We start from the raw sequence: 17,336 nt of genomic DNA on the forward strand, positions 1-17,336 counted from the left end.
CGGTCTATATCCGCTTTCTATGGAGATGCAAAGCAATTTTACCTATTTATCGCGAAATTGCGGCTCTCTTTTCTCGACAAAGGCCGCCATACCCTCTTTTTGGTCTTCTGTTGCAAACATCGAATGAAACACGCGCCGTTCAAACAATAGGCCTTCCGCCAATGTGGTCTCAAAGGACCTGTTCACCGCATCCTTTGCCGCCTTAATCGAGACTTGCGATTTTTCAGCAATTTTTCCAGCAACCTCCAGGGCCACTTCCATCAATTTTTTCACCGGCACCACACGGCTGACCAACCCTGAGCGCTCCGCTTCCGCGGCATCCATAAAACGCCCGGTCAAATGCATATCCATAGCTTTGGATTTTCCAACCGATCGGGTCAAGCGCTGCGTTCCACCGATACCTGCGATGACGCCAAGATTGATTTCTGGCTGTCCAAATTTCGCGTTGTCAGCGCAAATGATAAAGTCACAAAGCATCGCCAGTTCGCAACCACCGCCCAAGGCATAGCCTGCCACGGCTGCAATTGTTGGCTTCCGAGCCTCTTGCAACGGGCCCATACTCGCGCCGAATAGATCATCGGACACAACGTCCACAAAACTCTTCTCTGCCATCTCAGTGATATCAGCACCGGCCGCAAAGGCTTTCTCCGATCCGGTTATCACCATGCAACGGACTTTGTCGTTCGCTTCCGCCTGGCGCACCGCATCGCCAAGTTCTGCCACCAATTGGCTATTCAGCGCATTCAATGCCGATGGGCGGTTCAATTTGATGACGCAGATATGCTCTGCAATCTCTACGATGATGGTCTCATAAGCCATGGTGTTCCCAGCATTGCCCCTATCAGACGTTAAAGCCTATCACGTTCGCCACCTATTTCAAGCTATCTCTGACAGGTTGGACAATAGAAGCTAGAGCGCCCCGATTGGCTCACCCGCGCAATTATGCCGCCGCATCCCACATGCTTGCAGGACTGGGATTCTCGGTCGTAAACGTGGAAACTGTGTTGAAAATAACCCAGCTCTCCCCCTGTTTGACGATAATCCTTAAGACTAGAGCCACCGGCTTCAATCGCCTCTTCCAAAACTGTCCGAATGATTGGCACCAAAGTACCCACCTGCATTTTGGACAGGTTCTTGGCCTTACGCATGGGCGAAATTTTGGCCCGAAAGAGCACTTCGCAGACATAAATATTGCCCAAACCCGCGATGAGTCGCTGGTCCAAAAGTGCCGTCTTAATCGGCGTATTGCGCCCCTCGAGTGCTGCGGCCAAATAAGAGTCGTCCAGATGGTTACTCAATGGCTCCGGTCCAAGGCTGGCCAGCATCTTATGCGTTTCAACCACCGCGGTCGGTGCAAGATCCATCGCGCCGAAACGCCTGGCGTCGTTGAAGGTCACCCGTGTATCATTTTCCATATGAAAGACCACATGATCATGTTTTTCAGGCGCGGGATGCTCTTGATAAAACTCGCCAATTTGCTGGCCCGAAACCAACATTCGACCAGACATCCCGAGATGCACAATCAAAGTCTCCTGTGTATCCAAGTCCAATAGGATATATTTTGAACGCCGCCAAAGCCGCAGGACTCGCGCTCCAGTAAGGCGTTGCGCCATATTGGGCGGGAAGGGCCATCGCAAATCGGGCCGGTTCACCTCAGCACAAATGATTTTTTGGTCTTGCATCGCTGGTTGCAGGCCGCGGCGGACGGTCTCAACCTCTGGTAATTCGGGCATCTCGCGCTTCCTTCTGGTACATCACATTGTATCAGCCGTCCTGCGTATTATAAGGGGGGTGAAGTTACAAAAGGCCTGTTCCATGCAAGACACCGGTGAAGACACAACCCATTTTGGTTTTGAAACCGTTCCAGAGGCCGAAAAAGCCGGCAAGGTGCAGGGTGTTTTCACCTCCGTAGCCAGCAAATACGACGTTATGAATGACGTTATGAGTGTTGGCATACACCGCATCTGGAAAGAAGCGATGATGGATTGGCTGGCTCCAAGAGCTGGGCAAAAACTTCTCGATGTCGCCGGTGGCACTGGGGACATAAGCTTCAAATTCCTCAAGCGTGCGGGGTCTGGCCATTCCACAGTGCTGGATATCACTGAAAATATGCTCACCGAAGGGCGCAAACGTGCTGAAACTGCACAAATGGTCGATAATTTGGATTGGGTTGTTGGAGACGCCATGGCCCTGCCCTTTGCCGATAACAGCTTTGATATCTACACAATAAGTTTTGGCATTCGGAACGTAACACGGCCGCAAGAAGCCTTAAATGAGGCCTACCGCGTCCTGCGTACCGGAGGCCGGTTGATGGTTTTAGAATTTAATCAAATACCCGTGCCTTTGGCGCAGAAGGCCTATGATCTCTATTCCTTCAATGTCATTCCACGCATGGGCCAGATGATCGCCAATGACCGCGCCAGCTACCAATATCTTGTCGAATCGATTCGCAAATTTCCCGATCAAGAGACATTTTTGAGCATGGTACAGCAGGCAGGGTTTGAAAATACCAGCTATCGCAACCTATCGCTCGGTATCGCAGCCTTGCATTCCGGATGGAAAATTTAGATGCGCGGTCCGCATAATATTTTTCGCCTGATCCGCACCGGCGCAACATTTGAGCGCACAGGGGCGATGAATGTGATCCTCAACGCCTATCAAGCTCCTGTCGGTCTGCGCTTGACCGCAAAAATTCTTGGTTGGCCATTTCAGTGGTTGGGTTACAAGGGTGATCCTGCAATGCCCCCGGTCACGCGCGCGCTGACCGCTTTGGGTCCAGCCTATATCAAATTCGGGCAAATCCTATCGACCCGCCCCGATGTGGTCGGTGATGAGTTGGCCGCACAATTGCGCGTGCTGCAAGATAAATTGCCACCCTTCCCGATCGAAGAAGCGCAGACAATGATCGAGGCTGAGCTTGAGCGACCTTTGACATCCATCTTTCAAGACTTTAGCGCGCCTGTGGCCGCCGCCTCTATTGCGCAGGTCCACCGCGCAAAGCTCGCCGTCGATGGTGCAGATGTCGCCGTAAAAGTCTTACGCCCCGGCATTGAACGCGCCTTTCGCAAGGATATTGATGCGTTTTATTTCGCAGCCCGAATGGTTGAAATTCTGGCACCCGGCGCGCGCCGTCTGCGTCCACTCGATGTGATCGCGCATTTCGAAGGCGTGGTTCTCGGTGAGTTGGACCTTCGGCTGGAAAGTAGTGCCGCGGGAGAATTTGCCGCCAACACCGAATCCGATGAAGGATTCCAATTGCCTCATATCAATTGGAGCCTGTCAGGCAAAAACGTCATGACTATGGATTGGGCTGAGGGAATCTCTGCCGGAGACAATGCCGCCCTTGATGCGGCCGGACATGACAGGCGGCAAATTGGCGAGCGGATTTTGCAATTGTTTTTGTCACACGCGCTGCGCGATGGCTTTTTTCACGCCGATTTACATCAGGGAAATATTAAGATCGCCGCCAATGGCGATGTGATTGCCTATGATTTTGGCATTATGGGCCGCATTGATGAATATACCCGGCGGGTCTACGCAGAAATTCTATTTGGCTTTATTCGCCGCGATTACAAACGTGTGGCGGAGGTGCATTTTGAAGCTGGATATGTGCCCGCTGATAAGGATGTCGATGAATTTGCCCGCGCCCTCCGGGCGGTTGGGGAACCCATTTTTGGCATGGATGCCACGCAGATCAGCATGGGACGTGTCTTAACCTACTTATTTGATGTTACAGAACAATTTGGTATGGAGACCAGAACGGAGCTCATCTTGCTGCAACGTACGATGGTTGTTGTTGAGGGGGTTGCACGCAGCTTGCATCCTCAGATTAATATTTGGGAAGTCGCCAAACCCATTGTCGAAGATTACATTAAACGAAGCATTGGGCCGAAAGCCTTGATAAAAGACCTGCTTAAAACGGCCCGCGTCCTGTCGCGCTTCGGACCAAAACTTCCTCAGCTTGCGGAAGCGGCCTTGATCCGCACCTACAACACCGCACAACCGACTGTGCAAAAGCCAGGGATGAAAAAGCGGTGGCTCGTGCTTGCCTTGCTCGTGGGAGGCGGCGGCGGTTGGCTTGCCGCACATTTTATTTAAATTTTTATAACATTTAGACTAAACATCTTTTTACCGGTAATTCGGAACTATACATCAAGGCTGATATCCGCCTTGCTTCAATCTAAGACCGCAGCGATTTGAGAGGAAACTTTATGACGCGACACCTATTTGGAACGGACGGTGTCCGCGGCACGGCAAATACCTATCCCATGACTGCCGAAACCGCTCTGCGGCTTGCGGCGGCGGCTGGGCGGTTTTTTCGGCGTGACGCCTCTCCAGGCCATCGTGTTGTGATTGGCAAGGATACACGCAGATCAGGCTATATGATTGAAAACGCGCTCACCGCTGGATTTTTATCAACCGGCATGGATGTGGTTCTATTGGGACCAGTTCCCACACCTGCCGTCGGCATGCTCACCCATTCCATGCGCGCAGATGTCGGTGTGATGATCACCGCCAGTCATAATCCGCATCACGACAATGGTATCAAATTTTTCGGTCCAGATGGTTATAAGCTGTCAGACGCCGCCGAAATGGAAATTGAAGCCTTATTTGCAGGTGATGTGGATCTCTGCTTGCCAGAAAACATTGGGCGGGCCAGTCGCATCGACAGCGCAATTGGGCGGTATGTCGAAGCCGCAAAGGCAACCTTTCCAACGGGCAAGCGGTTAGACGGTTTGAAAGTTGTGATTGATTGCGCCAATGGCGCCGGATATCGCACCGCCCCTGAGGTGCTTTGGGAACTTGGCGCGGAGGTCATCGCCATTGGCGTGCAACCCAATGGCTATAACATCAACAAAGGCGTGGGGTCGACTGCGCCAAAAGCGGCCGTTAATGCCGTGTTACAGCATGGTGCCGACATTGGGATCTGTCTGGACGGTGATGCAGACCGAATCGCCATTATTGACGAAAAAGGCCAGGTCGCCGATGGAGATCAGCTCATGGGGTTGATCGCCGCGCGCTGGGCTAAAAGCGGAAAGCTACGCGGCGGCGCTTTGGTCGCCACCGTGATGTCTAATTTGGGCCTCGAGCGCTGGCTGGGCGACCAGGGAATTGATCTGCGCCGTACTGATGTGGGCGATCGTTATGTGGTGGATGCCATGCGCCAGGGCGGATTCAATCTTGGCGGTGAACAATCAGGCCATATCGTGATGAGTGATTACGCCACTACCGGCGATGGGCTTTTGGCTGGATTACAATTTCTGGCCGCTATGGTCGAAACAAGCCAACGGGCCAGCGAACTTGCCAACGTCTTCGCACCCTGCCCACAAGTGCTGAAGAATGTCCGGTTTTCCGCAGGTAGGGCACCCTTGGAGGTTGCTTCTGTGCAGTCGGCTATCCAGGATGCGGAAGCCTCTTTGCTGGGCAAAGGACGTCTGCTCATTCGCAAATCCGGCACCGAGCCGCTGATCCGCGTGATGGTGGAGGCAGAAGATGAATCCCTGCTCAACGCGGTTGCAGAGACCGTATCGCAAGCCGTGAAAGACGCCGCATAGAGCAACAATCGCCTCCATGCGCGAAACGTTTAACATTTATTATCGCGCCCGCACGCTCTGGATAGAGCTCAATTAACTCTTTGCGAGATGATTGCTGAAATGTCATCTTGCAAAGGGTCTTGAACCATGTCCACTATCTCACCCAATCTCTACTTGCCCTATATCTTACAAAACTAAGCGCAAAAGCATGTCACCCATAATGAGGGCATGCGCCTGCTGGATGGGGTGGTACAGCTCAGTGTTCTCAGCCGGGCCCACCCCCCCACAAGCCCCGTTGCGGGGGATCGCTATATTCTGCCAAGCATCTGCAGCCGGCGATGTTTGAGCCGCACGTCATAATGATCGGTAAGACCGTCTAGACCTGTGACATTCCAGCCCTCTTGCAACAGTAATTCCGCTAGATAAAATCCAATGAAATCGGCAGAACCGGTGATATATGCATGGCGCATTGAAGCCCCTTAATCATAAAAATGTGGTGCGGGGCGAAGACCCCAAAAATTAACAAATTCAAAGACCACCCATTCGGGCCGTTCTGTGGTACAGGATTTAATACATTGAAGTCACACGCGTCAATGTTGGCAATCAACGCGCGACGGCGTTCTGCGCGTAGCTATTCGGCTGACAACCCCGTCCCGTTACAGTTTGCCGTGGCAATGTTTGAATTTTTTGCCAGATCCACAAGGGCAGGCCTCATTGCGTCCCGGATTGCCCCAAGTGGCCCGATCATTCTCATCGAAAGCACCGGGCGCGGTCGGAGTGACATCCATTGATTGCGCCGCCGCAGCGATGGCGGCTTGTTGCCGGGCCATTTCTTCCATTATCGCCTTTTGCTCTTCGGCCGAGCGCATACGCACATGTGTCAAGAGCTGGGTCACCCGCTCACGCAAACCGTCGAGCAGATTCTGGAACAATTGGAAGGCTTCGGATTTATACTCGTTGAGCGGATCGCGCTGCGCATAGCTGCGAAACCCAACCACAGACCGCAGATGCTCCAGCGTCAGCAAATGCTCGCGCCATTTGCCATCAATCGTCTCTAGCAAAATTTGCTTTTCAATCATCCGCATGTTCTCAGGTCCAAACTCAACCGCCTTGCGGGCCATGAAATCATCGCTAAAGTCTTCGAGCTTTTCACGGATCGTGTCATCATCGACACCCTCTTGCGCGGCCCACTCCACCACTGGCGCATCAACCCCTAAGTTCTCTACAAGAGCAGCTTGCAGACCCTCTACATCCCACTGATCTGCATAGGATTTTGGTGGCATAAATTGCGTCACCAAATCATCGATTACCTGGTGGCGCATATCCTGTGTGATTTCTGCCAAATCATCAGCTTCCATGATCTCGCGACGTTGGCCAAAAATCACCTTACGTTGATCGTTCATCACATCATCGAATTTCAAAAGCTGTTTGCGGATGTCAAAGTTGCGACCTTCTACTTTCGCCTGCGCGCGTTCTAGAGATTTATTGACCCAAGGGTGCACAATCGCCTCACCCTCTTTCATACCCAAAGTATTAAGCACTTTTTCCAAACGCTCCGATCCAAAAATCCGCATCAAATCATCATCCAATGACAGAAAAAAGGAACTACGACCTGGATCACCTTGCCGGCCAGATCGACCACGCAATTGGTTATCAATGCGGCGCGATTCATGCCGTTCGGTAGCCAAAACATAAAGGCCACCAGCTTCTTTTACCGCCTGCTCGTCGCTGGCATGTTCCTCTTCAATCTGGCTGCGAATATCATCGGGGTTCGCCTTAGGGTCCGCGGCAATGGCCTCCATAATGGTGAACTCAACATTGCCCCCCAATTTGATGTCTGTGCCTCGCCCGGCCATATTGGTCGCAATCGTGACGGCGCCCAGCTTACCTGCATCAGCGACGATCTTGGCCTCTTGCTCATGCTGACGCGCATTCAAAACATTGTGAGTGATGCCAGCAGCAGTCAACAATTCTGACAGCAGCTCGGACTTCTCAATTGAGGTGGTGCCGACCAGAACAGGTTGCTTTTTCTCATAAGCCACCTTGATGGCATCCACGACAGCGTTGTATTTTTCACCAGCAGTTCGGTAGACTTGATCATCCTCATCGGCCCGTGCAACCGCACGATTGGTCGGAACCTCGACAACACCTAAACCATAAATTTCGTGAAATTCATCAGCCTCGGTCAAGGCTGTTCCGGTCATGCCGCCCAATTTATCATACAGGCGGAAATAGTTTTGAAAGGTGACCGAAGCCAAAGTGACATTTTCGGCCTGAATGGTGCACCCTTCCTTGGCTTCAATGGCCTGATGCAATCCATCAGAGAGGCGTCGACCCGCCATCATTCGGCCGGTAAACTCGTCAATCAACACAACTTCATCGTCCCGCACTATGTATTCTTTATCACGAATAAAGAGCTTATGCGCCCGCAGCCCTTGGTTAACATGGTGCACAATCGTGGTGCTTTCCGGGTCATAAAGCGATTGACCGTCCGGTAGAATGCCCTTGCCGCTAAGCACCTCTTCCAACCATTCGTTACCTTCATCGGTGAAGGTCACATTTTTAGTCTTTTCGTCCAACGTATAATGGATCTCCAAAACATCTGGGATCAGCTGATCAATGGTTTTGTATAGCTCCGAGCGATCCTGCGACGGACCAGAAATAATCAGCGGCGTGCGCGCCTCATCAATTAGTATCGAGTCCACCTCATCAACAATCGCGAAATTGTGGGAGCGCTGATGCATTTGGCTCAATTCGGCCTTCATATTGTCGCGCAGATAATCAAACCCAAGCTCATTATTCGTCGCATAGGTGACATCACAAGCATAGGCCACCGCTTTTTCATCATCGGGCTGCTGAGGGTAAACAACCCCTGTCGTCAGGCCCAAAGCCAAATAGACTTTCGACATCCACTCCGCATCGCGGCGCGCCAAATAGTCGTTGACCGTAACGATATGCACGCCCTTACCCGTCAAAGCATTGAGATAGGCCGGGAAAGTGGCCACCAAGGTTTTGCCCTCACCAGTTTTCATTTCTGCGATATTGCCTTGATGCAAGAATATGCCGCCCATCAGCTGTACATCAAAGGCTCGCAGACCCAAGGCGCGCTTAGCGGCCTCGCGGCAATTAGCAAAGGCCTCTGGCAGCAGGATGTCCAAATCCTCACCAGATGTGGCACGCGCGCGCAGCTCAGCCGTCTTGGCCACGAGACCCTCATCATTGAGAGCCTCAAATTCAGGTTCAAGCGCGTTGATTTTCTCGATCAACGGCCGGGTCGCTTTGACCTTACGATCATTTGGTGTGCCAAAAAAATTTTTGGCAAGTGTTCCTAGGCCCAGCATATTTGCCCCGCATGGTTATTCAAATCAAAAGAGGGATTTGCTTGCCCACCGCGCCACCGCAGCTTATGAAAAGCCAAAGGCATGTGCAGAGTTGAGCCGGCCCCCTCAGGGCCACCCAAACGATGTATGGGTCTCGCATTACAGTGTCAACGGCACGGGTGATTCCGTGTGCTTTAAAGGATAAAACAATGGCGAAATTAAACAAAATTTTCCACAGCATGGCTCTAATCTTATTCTTTTCGACAGGCGTGGCCGCACAAGAGCCTAAATTAACCACTGTGGTCGCCACCGTAAACGGCACAGAGTTGACACTCGCCCATGTGCTCGACATCAAACGCCAGCTTCCAGATCAATATAAAAACCTCGAAGACAGCGTATTGTTTAATGGAATAATCGAACAATTGGTTCAGCAACAACTTTTGGCCAGTTCCGTTGAGACACCGCCAAGCTGGCTGCCCACGGCGATGGAAAATCAAGAGCGCAACCTGCTGTCAACAACTGTGATTGAGGCCGTTCGCGCAGGTGCGCTGAGTGAGGCGGCCCTGCAATCTGCCTATGACGCCAAATTTCCTGCCGGTGCAGGCGAAGAAGAATATCAGGCCGCGCATATTTTGCTCAAGACTGAGGACAAAGCACGGGAACTGTTAACACTTTTGGAAGAGGGCGCCGATTTTGCAACGCTCGCCCAAGAACATTCAACCGGCCCCTCCGGTCCGCGCGGTGGTGATTTGGGCTGGTTTGGTAAGGGTCAAATGGTGCCGCCCTTTGAGAATGCAGTACTCAACATGGAGCCGGGCAGCTATGCCGGCCCAGTGCAAACGCAATTTGGCTATCATCTCATCTTGTTGAGAGATCGCCGCGTTATGGCCCCCCCAAGTCTAGAGGAGATGCGTGGGGAGCTGGAAGTTGAGCTGCAAAATGCCGCTGTGGAGGCACATCTGCGCAGCTTAATGGATGGCACGGATGTCACCCTGTCAAGCGATGGTATTGATCCCTCTGTGCTGTCAACCTTGGATCAATGACACCATGACAAAGATATCACCTCTGGCCCCCGCTAAATTTCCAGAGCTGCCGATCATTGATGGGGTGCAATTTGCCACCGCCTCGGCTGGGGTGAAATACCCTGGGCGGACAGATGTCATGCTGGCCGCCATCGCGCCAGGAGCCACCATCGCCGGCGTCTTCACCCGCTCCGCCACCCGCGCAGCCAGCATATTGAATTGTCAGAAAAAAATAGGTGGTGATATGTCGAAAGGGGCGGCAATACTTGTTAACTCCGGCAATGCAAACGCGTTTACAGGTGCGGCCGGCAAAGCCTCGGTTGACCGAATCTGTTCCGCTGTCGCCGATCGGCTAAACATTCCAGCTGAAGCGGTTTTCACCTCCTCAACCGGTGTGATTGGTGAGGTTTTGCCAGATCAAAAAATCACAGATTGCCTAGATCAATTAACAAGCTCTCTTAGCCCAGCGACGCAGGAAGACGCCGCGCGCGCCATTATGACAACCGATACCTTTCCCAAAGGTGCGTCAAGAACATTGCAAATCAATGGACGGCCCGTCACGATAAGCGGCTTTGCCAAGGGTTCCGGTATGATCGCCCCGGATATGGCAACTATGTTGGTCTATATCTTCACAGATGCAAAAATTTCACAGCCAAATCTGCAAACCATGCTTGGAAATTTGACCAATCAAACTTTCAATTGCATTACTGTCGATAGTGACACGTCAACCTCTGACGCGCTCATCTGTGCTGCGACCGGAACGTCGGGTGTATATATAACTCAGAACCACGATTTCACTGAAGGGTTGAAACAGGTCATGCTGGATCTCGCCCATCAAGTGGTCCAGGACGGCGAAGGCGCAACAAAATTCCTCACAGTTGAAGTCACCGGCGCCCGCAGCGAAGCGGATGCGCGCAAAGTAGCTATGTCTATTGCAAATTCTCCCTTGGTCAAAACGGCGGTTGCGGGAGAAGATCCAAACTGGGGCCGCATTGTCATGGCTGTTGGGAAATCTGGCGCCGCGGCTGACCGTGACCGGCTCTCCATTTGGTTTGGGCCGCACCTTGTGGCCGAAAATGGTTGGGTTGCCTCCAGCTACAGAGAAGAAGCCGGCGCCAGCTATATGCAGCAAGCCAAACTTCATATTCGCACAGATCTGGGCGTCGGCACAGCGCAAGCCACTGTTTGGACATGCGATTTAACGCATGGCTATATTGAGATCAATGCGGACTATCGCTCATGAAAACGGTGCTTGTCTCTGCGGTTGCGCTAATCGATTCAGATGGTCGCGTGCTTCTAGCACAGCGTCCTGAAGGAAAAGCCATGGCCGGACTTTGGGAATTTCCCGGCGGCAAGGTCGAAGCAGGAGAAACGCCAGAGTCCGCCTTAATCCGCGAATTAGAAGAGGAACTGGGTATTAATACCTGGCAAAGCTGCCTCGCCCCGCTGACATTTGCCAGCCATGCCTATGAGGATTTTCACCTTTTAATGCCGCTATTTGCCTGCCGTAAGTGGCAAGGCATTCCGCAACCTCAGGAGAAGCAGTCCCTAAATTGGGTCCGCAAACAAGACCTTAGATCTTATCCCATGCCTGCTGCAGATCTACCCTTGATTCCAATACTTTACGATTGGCTCTAATTATATCTGAAGTCTTAGTAACTTTTACATAATTTGACGCTACCTTGTCCCCAAGAAGTCTGGAGACAGGTGCAATGCATCAAATTGACATCCGCAAAGATCAAACAGTCGTGAAAACGATTATTCTGGGCTCGCGGATTCTGGCTCGGGGGATTTACAAAGGCGAAACTGCCAAGGGTACAATTCAAATCAAAATCAAGCAAAAATTATATGAGGGGCAACCCGTTTCATAGCGCAAAAAATGGCGCCCAACAGAGGCGCCATTTTCTACATCTTTAAAATTAAGCCAACTTACGTTCAACTTCTTCGCGTTCAAAAATTTCGATCACATCATTTGGTCTGATGTCATCATAATTTTCAAAGGCCATACCACACTCTTGACCCGATTGCACCTCAGGCACCTCGTCTTTGAAGCGCTTCAGTGTTTTCAGCGTGCCTTCATGAATAACGACATTATCGCGCAGCAAGCGGACCCCGGCGGATCGGCGTGCCACCCCTTCAGTAACCAAACAACCGGCAACTTTACCGACGCCCGACACTTTGAACACTTCCTTAATATTGGCGTAGCCAATGAATGTTTCACGAATTTCGGCGCTCAATAGACCAGACGCCGCCGCTTTCACATCATCAACCAAATCATAAATCACTGAATAATAGCGAACCTCAACGCCTTTTTGGTTGGCTGTATTCCGCGCTGAGGTATTTGCCCGCACGTTAAAGCCAAACACCGGCGCCCCCGAGGCTTCGGCCAGTCCAATATCTGTTTCTGTGATCGCACCGACACCAGAGTGCAGAACCCGCACCCGAACTTCATCATTGCCAATTTTCGCCATAGCCTGAACAATAGCTTCCGCAGAGCCCTGAACGTCGGCCTTCAAAAGAATTGGCAGCTCGCTGATGTCCTCATTGGCCTTCGCATTGGCCATGAGCTGTTCCAAAGTTGTCGCTGCACCCAAGGCGGCACGTTTATCTTTGGCCGCCTGTGCACGGTATTCTGCAATTTCACGCGCCTGTGCTTCGGTTTCAACCACATTCAAAACGTCACCCGCTTCGGGTGTGCCATTCAGGCCAAGAACTTCAACAGGTGTTGATGGGCCAGCGGTTTTGATCCGCTCTCCAGAGTCGCTGATCAAGGCGCGCACTTTGCCCCATTGTTCCCCAACCACGAAAATATCGCCAAGTTTCAATGTCCCGTTTTGCACCAAAACAGTGGCAACTGGTCCACGACCAACATCCAACTGCGCTTCAATGACAGCGCCAGAGGCCGAACGGTTTGGATTGGCTTTCAGCTCCAAAATTTCAGATTGCAAAGCAATTGCTTCCAGCAATTGATCCAAGCCTTGGCCCGTTATCGCAGATACCTCCACGTCCTGGACCTCACCGGACATTTGCTCCACGATCACCTCATGTTGCAAAAGATCGGTCCGCACTTTCTGAGGATCCGCTGCAGGTCGGTCAATTTTGTTGATGGCCACAATCATCGGCACATTGGCCGCCTTTGCATGCGCAATCGCCTCAATCGTTTGGGGCATCACAGCGTCATCTGCTGCAACAACCAAGATGACAATATCTGTGACCTGCGCCCCACGCGAGCGCATCGACGTAAAAGCCGCGTGGCCCGGTGTGTCGAGAAAGGTCAAAAGATCGCCGTTCTGCTCAACTTGATAAGCACCGATATGTTGAGTAATGCCGCCGGCTTCACCAGAGACAACCCGCGCATTGCGGATCGCATCCAAAAGCGAAGTCTTACCGTGGTCAACATGGCCCATCACCGTGATGATCGGAGCGCGTGGCTTGAGATCTTCAGGGCTATCAACCACTTGGTCAATCACATCCTCAACATCCGCATCAGAAACGCGCACAATTTTATGACCAAACTCTTCCACGATCAGCTCAGCTGTGTCTTGGTCGATGGTTTGGTTCTGTGTCACCATCATGCCCATTTGCATCAAGGATTTCACAACATCAGCGACCCGCTCGGCCATGCGGTTGGCCAGCTCTTGTACCATAATCGCGTCAGGCACTTGCACATCGCGGATAATCTTCTCGCGCTCAACAGCCCCACCCATCGCTTTTTGACGGGCGCGCTCTTGCTTACGTTTCATGGATGCCATAGATCGATGCCGCCCATCATTTCCGGCGCTGGCCTGATTAACAGTCAGCTTGCCAGAGCGGCGATTGCCCTCCCGGCCTTTGTTACGGCTTGGACGCGCAGGTTCCTCACGGCGCACAGGCTCAGCGACTTTGCTACGCACAACGCCAGTTTTTGCAGCCCGCTCTTCGGGTGTTGGCGGTGGTGCAGCCGCAAGCAATGCTGCTGCCTCTGCTTCGCGCTTTTTCTCTGCTTCGACCGCGGTTTTTGCCTGCGCCCGCTCTTCGCGTTCACGCAGTTCGCGCTCTTTTGCTTCCTGTTCTTCGCGGCGGCGATTGCGCTCAGCCTCCCGCTCGGTTTCTTCTTGAGCGCGCCGTTCTGAATCTTCTGTCTCCCGCGCTTTCGCGGCTTGCACAGCTTTTAAACGACGCTCCATTTCCGCATCAGAAATTCCAGCTGGCCGACGCGCCGGATCGCTGCCACGCACAGCTCCAGGAGCGGCGGGTTTTGCGGCGCCCGGCTTGGGTACGACAACGCGTTTACGCTTGGTTTCCACCACAACATTTTTGGTCCGGCCGTGACTGAAACTTTGTTTCACATTTCCTGAACGTGACCCGCCCATCAAACCGAGTGTTTTTTTTCCGTCGTCGCTCATAAAGCTCTATTGTCCTTTTCAGTGGGCTATTGCCCTATGCCACCTTGGTGGCTTCTCGTAATCCGCGCAATCTTGCGGCCTCATGTACTACACGTTCGCTAAGTTTGCCACCGGAGAGTGCGCAGTGTATCGCATGCCCGCGCCCAAATGCCAAACCCAATTCCTGCGCCGTTAAACACCCAAAAAATCGTCCACCCTCTGGGGTCCATAATTTATCTTTACCGCGAGCGGATCCATCACTGGCTTGCAGCAAAACTTTAGCCCGGCCCTCGGCCAACCACCCTTTTACCTTCTCGAAGCCTGTCACAGCTTTGCCAGCCTTTCGAGCAATGGATACAAGATCTACCACCCGGCGCGCCAGCTGGCGATCAATCTGCGCAATCAGATCTTCCGGCACGCTCACCTGCGCTTTAGCACCGCGCGCAAAAACCTTGCGCTTTACTGCCTCTTCCAAAATATGCAGGTTCGCCGTGACATAGTAGCCCCTACCGGGTAATTTTTCCAGTATATCCGGCACAACCACCCCATCAGGACTGGTCACAAAGCGAATTAAACCCGCTTTCGGACCAGAATCCTGACTGACCAAGCACTTGCGCTCGGTCAGATTTTCTGGAGTATATGCACCGCTGTGGCTCATTCAGCTTACCTGTTCCGCATTGTCTTGTGGGTCCTCCGACTCCTCATCGAGCAATTCTTCTGGATCCACCCAGCCCAGCATAATCCGAGCTGTCATGACCATGTTTTGCGCCTCAGCCAAATCCACATCGAATTTTTCGAGCACGCCGTCATCTTTGACCCGCTCACCTTCAACAGTGGTCCACCCACCTGCCAATTCCCAGTCAGCGCAAGTCGCAAAATCTTCCAAGGTTTTCACTCCATCATCAGCCAAGGCCTCGATCATGTGTGGCGTTAAGCCTTCGAAATTCACCAGGCTGTCTTCGACACCCAACTCTCGAGCGCGGGCCATTGCGCGGGTGTTTTCGGCTTCAATCACGTCACGAGCACGCGCTTGCAGCTCACTTGCCGTGGCTTCATCCACGCCATCAATGACCAAAAGCTCATCAAGTTCCACATAGGCCACCTCTTCAAGGCTGGTGAACCCTTCAGACACCAGAAGCTGTGCAAAGAATTCGTCCAAATCCAGACTGTCGATAAAGAGTTTGGTGCGCACTTCAAATTCGGCCTGACGACGCTTGGATTCTTCTTCCTCTGTCATGATGTCGATATCGAGGCTGGTCAGCTGGCTGGCCAAACGCACGTTTTGGCCACGACGTCCAATGGCCAGGCTCAGCTGCTCATCTGGCACAACAACGACAATCTTGCCAGCTTCTTCATCCAGAACCACTTTGGTCACTTCCGCAGGTTGCAAAGCATTCACCAAGAATGTGGGTTGATCTTCATTCCAAGGGATAATATCAATTTTTTCCCCTTGCAGCTCATTCACAACCGCTTGCACCCGGCTGCCGCGCATCCCCACGCAGGCACCGACAGGATCAATGGAGCCGTCATAAGAAATCACGGCAATTTTAGCGCGCGATCCTGGATCACGGGCCACAGCTTTGATCTCAATGATGCCATCATAAATTTCTGGCACCTCCATTTTAAACAGTTCCGCCATGAATTCTGGTGCAGTCCGTGACAAGAAGATCTGCGGGCCGCGCTGCTCACGGCGCACTTCCTTGATGTACACGCGAATACGATCGTTGGGACGATAGCTTTCACGGCCAATTTTTTCGTTGCGACGCAACACAGCTTCACCGCGGCCAATATCAACAATTACGTTGCCATATTCTTCACGCTTCACCAGACCATTGATAATCGTACCAGCCCGATCCTTGAATTCTTCATATTGACGATCCCGCTCAGCTTCGCGGACTTTTTGCAAAATAACCTGCTTGGCAGATTGTGCGGCGATGCGGCCCATCTCAACTGGAGGAACTTCTTCAATATACTGCTGTCCCACTTCTGGGCTCTCCATATGTTGCTTGGCTTGCTCGACTGTGAACTCCGCCTGGTAATTTTCCAACAATTCGTCTTCCACAACAGTGCGCACACGGGTGAAGGTCGCCCGGCCAGTTTTGCGGTCGATAGAAACGCGGATATCCATTTCTGCGCCGTAGCGAGACTTTGCCGCCCGCGCTAAAGATTCTTCCATCGCCTCAATCACCAGCCCAGGATCAATCATTTTTTCACGAGCAACAGCTTCGGCGGTTTGTAGCAACTCAAGCTGGTTTGCAGATGTAATGGCCATTAGTCTTCCTCTCCATCAACGATGGTTTGCACTTCATCATATTGTGTTTCATCAATTTGACCCGCGTCTTTGCGACCTTTGAGAACCGCGCGTATCAAATCATCCGTCAAGATCAGCTTGGCATCAGCCAGCCAGTCAAATTTGAGACCAATCGTCCCCTCTTCAACGGTGATCAAAACCTCGTCCCCATCGGTGCCCGCCAACTCGCCCTTAAAACGGCGACGACCGTCAATCAACTGTTCGGTTTCAATCTTGGCCACATAGCCAATCCATTGGTCAAAATCTTTCAAGCGAGTCAAAGGACGATCAATGCCAGGGCTTGAAATTTCAAGCGTGTAGGCTTCAATAATCGGATCTTCGACATCCATCAAAGCGGAAACTGCTGTGCTGATCTCAGCGCAGCCATCCACTTCCATCGTACCATCAGGCTTTTGCGCCATGATTTGCAACGTCGGGGTATTGCCGCTCATCAAGCGTAAACGCACCACTTCATAGCCCAAACCCTCAATCATCGGGTTCAGGATCGTAAGCAGTCGCTGGTCCATTGCAGCCTTGGCAATTAGATCTGTCATAGATACCTTTCAGGCACAAAAAAACGGGCGCGCGGCCCGTGATGTTTTCCGGTGGAATTTCGGGGGTGGAAGCCGAAACGCCGCTATTTGTCTCCATTACAGAGTTTACCAAGCGGTTTCAATCCCAGAAGAGCGATTCTTTCAAAAGGTTCTCTAACACAGCAGCACCGCCGCTCACACAACCGATTTCCTCATCGCAGGTGAAACAAAAAAGGCCCCGGAAAATCCGAGGCCTTTGATCAATAAAACCCT

The 17,336-nt window shown here is 52.2% G+C and carries 14 protein-coding genes and 1 pseudogene; 7 read left to right on the forward strand and 8 right to left on the reverse strand.

What is annotated here, in order from left to right:
- Nucleotides 1-42: 42 nt before the first annotated feature.
- Both ABLW18_RS06400 and mutM read right to left on the reverse strand, forming a co-directional pair.
- Complete coding sequence (locus ABLW18_RS06400; RefSeq protein ID WP_347824009.1) at nucleotides 43-819, reverse strand: enoyl-CoA hydratase; 777 nt, start codon at nucleotides 817-819, stop codon at nucleotides 43-45.
- A 62-nt stretch (nucleotides 820-881) separates the two neighbouring features.
- Entirely contained in the window at nucleotides 882-1,733 is an 852-nt protein-coding gene (gene mutM, locus ABLW18_RS06405) for a bifunctional DNA-formamidopyrimidine glycosylase/DNA-(apurinic or apyrimidinic site) lyase (protein ID WP_347824010.1), read from the reverse strand.
- An 82-nt stretch (nucleotides 1,734-1,815) separates the two neighbouring features.
- Between mutM and ubiE the strand changes: the two genes are divergently transcribed.
- From ubiE to ABLW18_RS06425, 4 genes are all read left to right on the forward strand, one after another.
- On the forward strand, nucleotides 1,816-2,568 hold the full coding sequence (ubiE, locus tag ABLW18_RS06410) for a bifunctional demethylmenaquinone methyltransferase/2-methoxy-6-polyprenyl-1,4-benzoquinol methylase UbiE (RefSeq protein WP_347824011.1): 753 nt from the start codon (nucleotides 1,816-1,818) through the stop codon (nucleotides 2,566-2,568).
- Nucleotides 2,569-4,098 (forward strand): 2-polyprenylphenol 6-hydroxylase, encoded by a 1,530-nt coding sequence (gene ubiB, locus ABLW18_RS06415; protein WP_347824012.1) that lies wholly within the window; start codon nucleotides 2,569-2,571, stop codon nucleotides 4,096-4,098.
- 113 nt (nucleotides 4,099-4,211) lie between these two features.
- On the forward strand, nucleotides 4,212-5,555 hold the full coding sequence (gene glmM, locus ABLW18_RS06420; RefSeq protein ID WP_347824013.1) for a phosphoglucosamine mutase: 1,344 nt from the start codon (nucleotides 4,212-4,214) through the stop codon (nucleotides 5,553-5,555).
- 207 nt (nucleotides 5,556-5,762) lie between these two features.
- Nucleotides 5,763-5,894: a DUF2793 domain-containing protein gene (locus ABLW18_RS06425; RefSeq protein ID WP_347824014.1), complete on the forward strand. Its 132-nt coding sequence runs from the start codon at nucleotides 5,763-5,765 to the stop codon at nucleotides 5,892-5,894.
- Here the strand turns inward: ABLW18_RS06425 and ABLW18_RS06430 are convergent.
- Together ABLW18_RS06430 and secA are read right to left on the reverse strand one after the other, a co-directional pair.
- A pseudogene (locus ABLW18_RS06430) lies at nucleotides 5,855-6,004 on the reverse strand (NAD-dependent epimerase/dehydratase family protein); the annotation flags it as partial. The gene ABLW18_RS06425 and the pseudogene ABLW18_RS06430 overlap by 40 nt on opposite strands.
- Nucleotides 6,005-6,190: 186 nt before the next feature.
- Nucleotides 6,191-8,875, reverse strand: coding sequence for a preprotein translocase subunit SecA (gene secA, locus ABLW18_RS06435; RefSeq protein ID WP_347824015.1), 2,685 nt, complete (start codon nucleotides 8,873-8,875; stop codon nucleotides 6,191-6,193).
- A gap of 188 nt (nucleotides 8,876-9,063) precedes the next feature.
- Between secA and ABLW18_RS06440 the strand changes: the two genes are divergently transcribed.
- The 3 genes from ABLW18_RS06440 to ABLW18_RS06450 are packed head-to-tail and all read left to right on the forward strand — an operon-like array spanning nucleotide 9,064 to nucleotide 11,514.
- Nucleotides 9,064-9,897 (forward strand): peptidylprolyl isomerase, encoded by an 834-nt coding sequence (locus ABLW18_RS06440; protein ID WP_347824016.1) that lies wholly within the window; start codon nucleotides 9,064-9,066, stop codon nucleotides 9,895-9,897.
- Between the two features lie 4 nt (nucleotides 9,898-9,901).
- Nucleotides 9,902-11,119 (forward strand): bifunctional glutamate N-acetyltransferase/amino-acid acetyltransferase ArgJ, encoded by a 1,218-nt coding sequence (argJ, locus tag ABLW18_RS06445; RefSeq protein ID WP_347824353.1) that lies wholly within the window; start codon nucleotides 9,902-9,904, stop codon nucleotides 11,117-11,119.
- A complete protein-coding gene (locus ABLW18_RS06450) occupies nucleotides 11,116-11,514 on the forward strand; it encodes a (deoxy)nucleoside triphosphate pyrophosphohydrolase (protein ID WP_347824017.1) in 399 nt (132 codons plus the stop codon). The genes argJ and ABLW18_RS06450 overlap by 4 nt, the downstream gene beginning before the upstream one ends.
- A gap of 281 nt (nucleotides 11,515-11,795) precedes the next feature.
- Here the strand turns inward: ABLW18_RS06450 and infB are convergent, their stop codons facing one another.
- The 4 genes from infB to rimP are packed head-to-tail and all read right to left on the reverse strand — an operon-like array spanning nucleotide 11,796 to nucleotide 17,084.
- Nucleotides 11,796-14,261, reverse strand: a complete 2,466-nt coding sequence (gene infB / locus ABLW18_RS06455; RefSeq protein ID WP_347824018.1) for a translation initiation factor IF-2 — start codon at nucleotides 14,259-14,261, stop codon at nucleotides 11,796-11,798.
- A gap of 34 nt (nucleotides 14,262-14,295) precedes the next feature.
- Nucleotides 14,296-14,898 (reverse strand): RNA-binding protein, encoded by a 603-nt coding sequence (locus ABLW18_RS06460; RefSeq protein WP_347824019.1) that lies wholly within the window; start codon nucleotides 14,896-14,898, stop codon nucleotides 14,296-14,298.
- A complete protein-coding gene (gene nusA / locus ABLW18_RS06465; RefSeq protein WP_347824020.1) occupies nucleotides 14,899-16,512 on the reverse strand; it encodes a transcription termination factor NusA in 1,614 nt (537 codons plus the stop codon).
- Nucleotides 16,512-17,084 (reverse strand): ribosome maturation factor RimP, encoded by a 573-nt coding sequence (rimP, locus tag ABLW18_RS06470; RefSeq protein WP_347824021.1) that lies wholly within the window; start codon nucleotides 17,082-17,084, stop codon nucleotides 16,512-16,514. The genes nusA and rimP overlap by 1 nt, the downstream gene beginning before the upstream one ends.
- Nucleotides 17,085-17,336 lie beyond the last annotated feature (252 nt).

Origin of the sequence: uncultured Planktomarina sp. (assembly GCA_943788425.1) — a bacterium.
Lineage (GTDB): Bacteria > Pseudomonadota > Alphaproteobacteria > Rhodobacterales > Rhodobacteraceae > Planktomarina.

What these genes read in the sequence shown, in the direction of transcription:
- ABLW18_RS06400 (WP_347824009.1), bottom strand. Translation starts at nt 819, where the DNA reads ATGGCTTATGAGACCATCATCGTAGAGATTGCAGAGCATATCTGCGTC.
- ABLW18_RS06425 (WP_347824014.1), top strand. Translation starts at nt 5,763, where the DNA reads ATGCGCCTGCTGGATGGGGTGGTACAGCTCAGTGTTCTCAGCCGGGCC.
- ABLW18_RS06460 (WP_347824019.1), bottom strand. Translation starts at nt 14,898, where the DNA reads ATGAGCCACAGCGGTGCATATACTCCAGAAAATCTGACCGAGCGCAAG.
- glmM (WP_347824013.1), top strand. Translation starts at nt 4,212, where the DNA reads ATGACGCGACACCTATTTGGAACGGACGGTGTCCGCGGCACGGCAAAT.
- rimP (WP_347824021.1), bottom strand. Translation starts at nt 17,084, where the DNA reads ATGACAGATCTAATTGCCAAGGCTGCAATGGACCAGCGACTGCTTACG.
- infB (WP_347824018.1), bottom strand. Translation starts at nt 14,261, where the DNA reads ATGAGCGACGACGGAAAAAAAACACTCGGTTTGATGGGCGGGTCACGT.
- ABLW18_RS06440 (WP_347824016.1), top strand. Translation starts at nt 9,064, where the DNA reads ATGGCGAAATTAAACAAAATTTTCCACAGCATGGCTCTAATCTTATTC.
- ubiB (WP_347824012.1), top strand. Translation starts at nt 2,569, where the DNA reads ATGCGCGGTCCGCATAATATTTTTCGCCTGATCCGCACCGGCGCAACA.
- secA (WP_347824015.1), bottom strand. Translation starts at nt 8,875, where the DNA reads ATGCTGGGCCTAGGAACACTTGCCAAAAATTTTTTTGGCACACCAAAT.
- nusA (WP_347824020.1), bottom strand. Translation starts at nt 16,512, where the DNA reads ATGGCCATTACATCTGCAAACCAGCTTGAGTTGCTACAAACCGCCGAA.
- mutM (WP_347824010.1), bottom strand. Translation starts at nt 1,733, where the DNA reads ATGCCCGAATTACCAGAGGTTGAGACCGTCCGCCGCGGCCTGCAACCA.
- ubiE (WP_347824011.1), top strand. Translation starts at nt 1,816, where the DNA reads ATGCAAGACACCGGTGAAGACACAACCCATTTTGGTTTTGAAACCGTT.
- argJ (WP_347824353.1), top strand. Translation starts at nt 9,902, where the DNA reads ATGACAAAGATATCACCTCTGGCCCCCGCTAAATTTCCAGAGCTGCCG.
- ABLW18_RS06450 (WP_347824017.1), top strand. Translation starts at nt 11,116, where the DNA reads ATGAAAACGGTGCTTGTCTCTGCGGTTGCGCTAATCGATTCAGATGGT.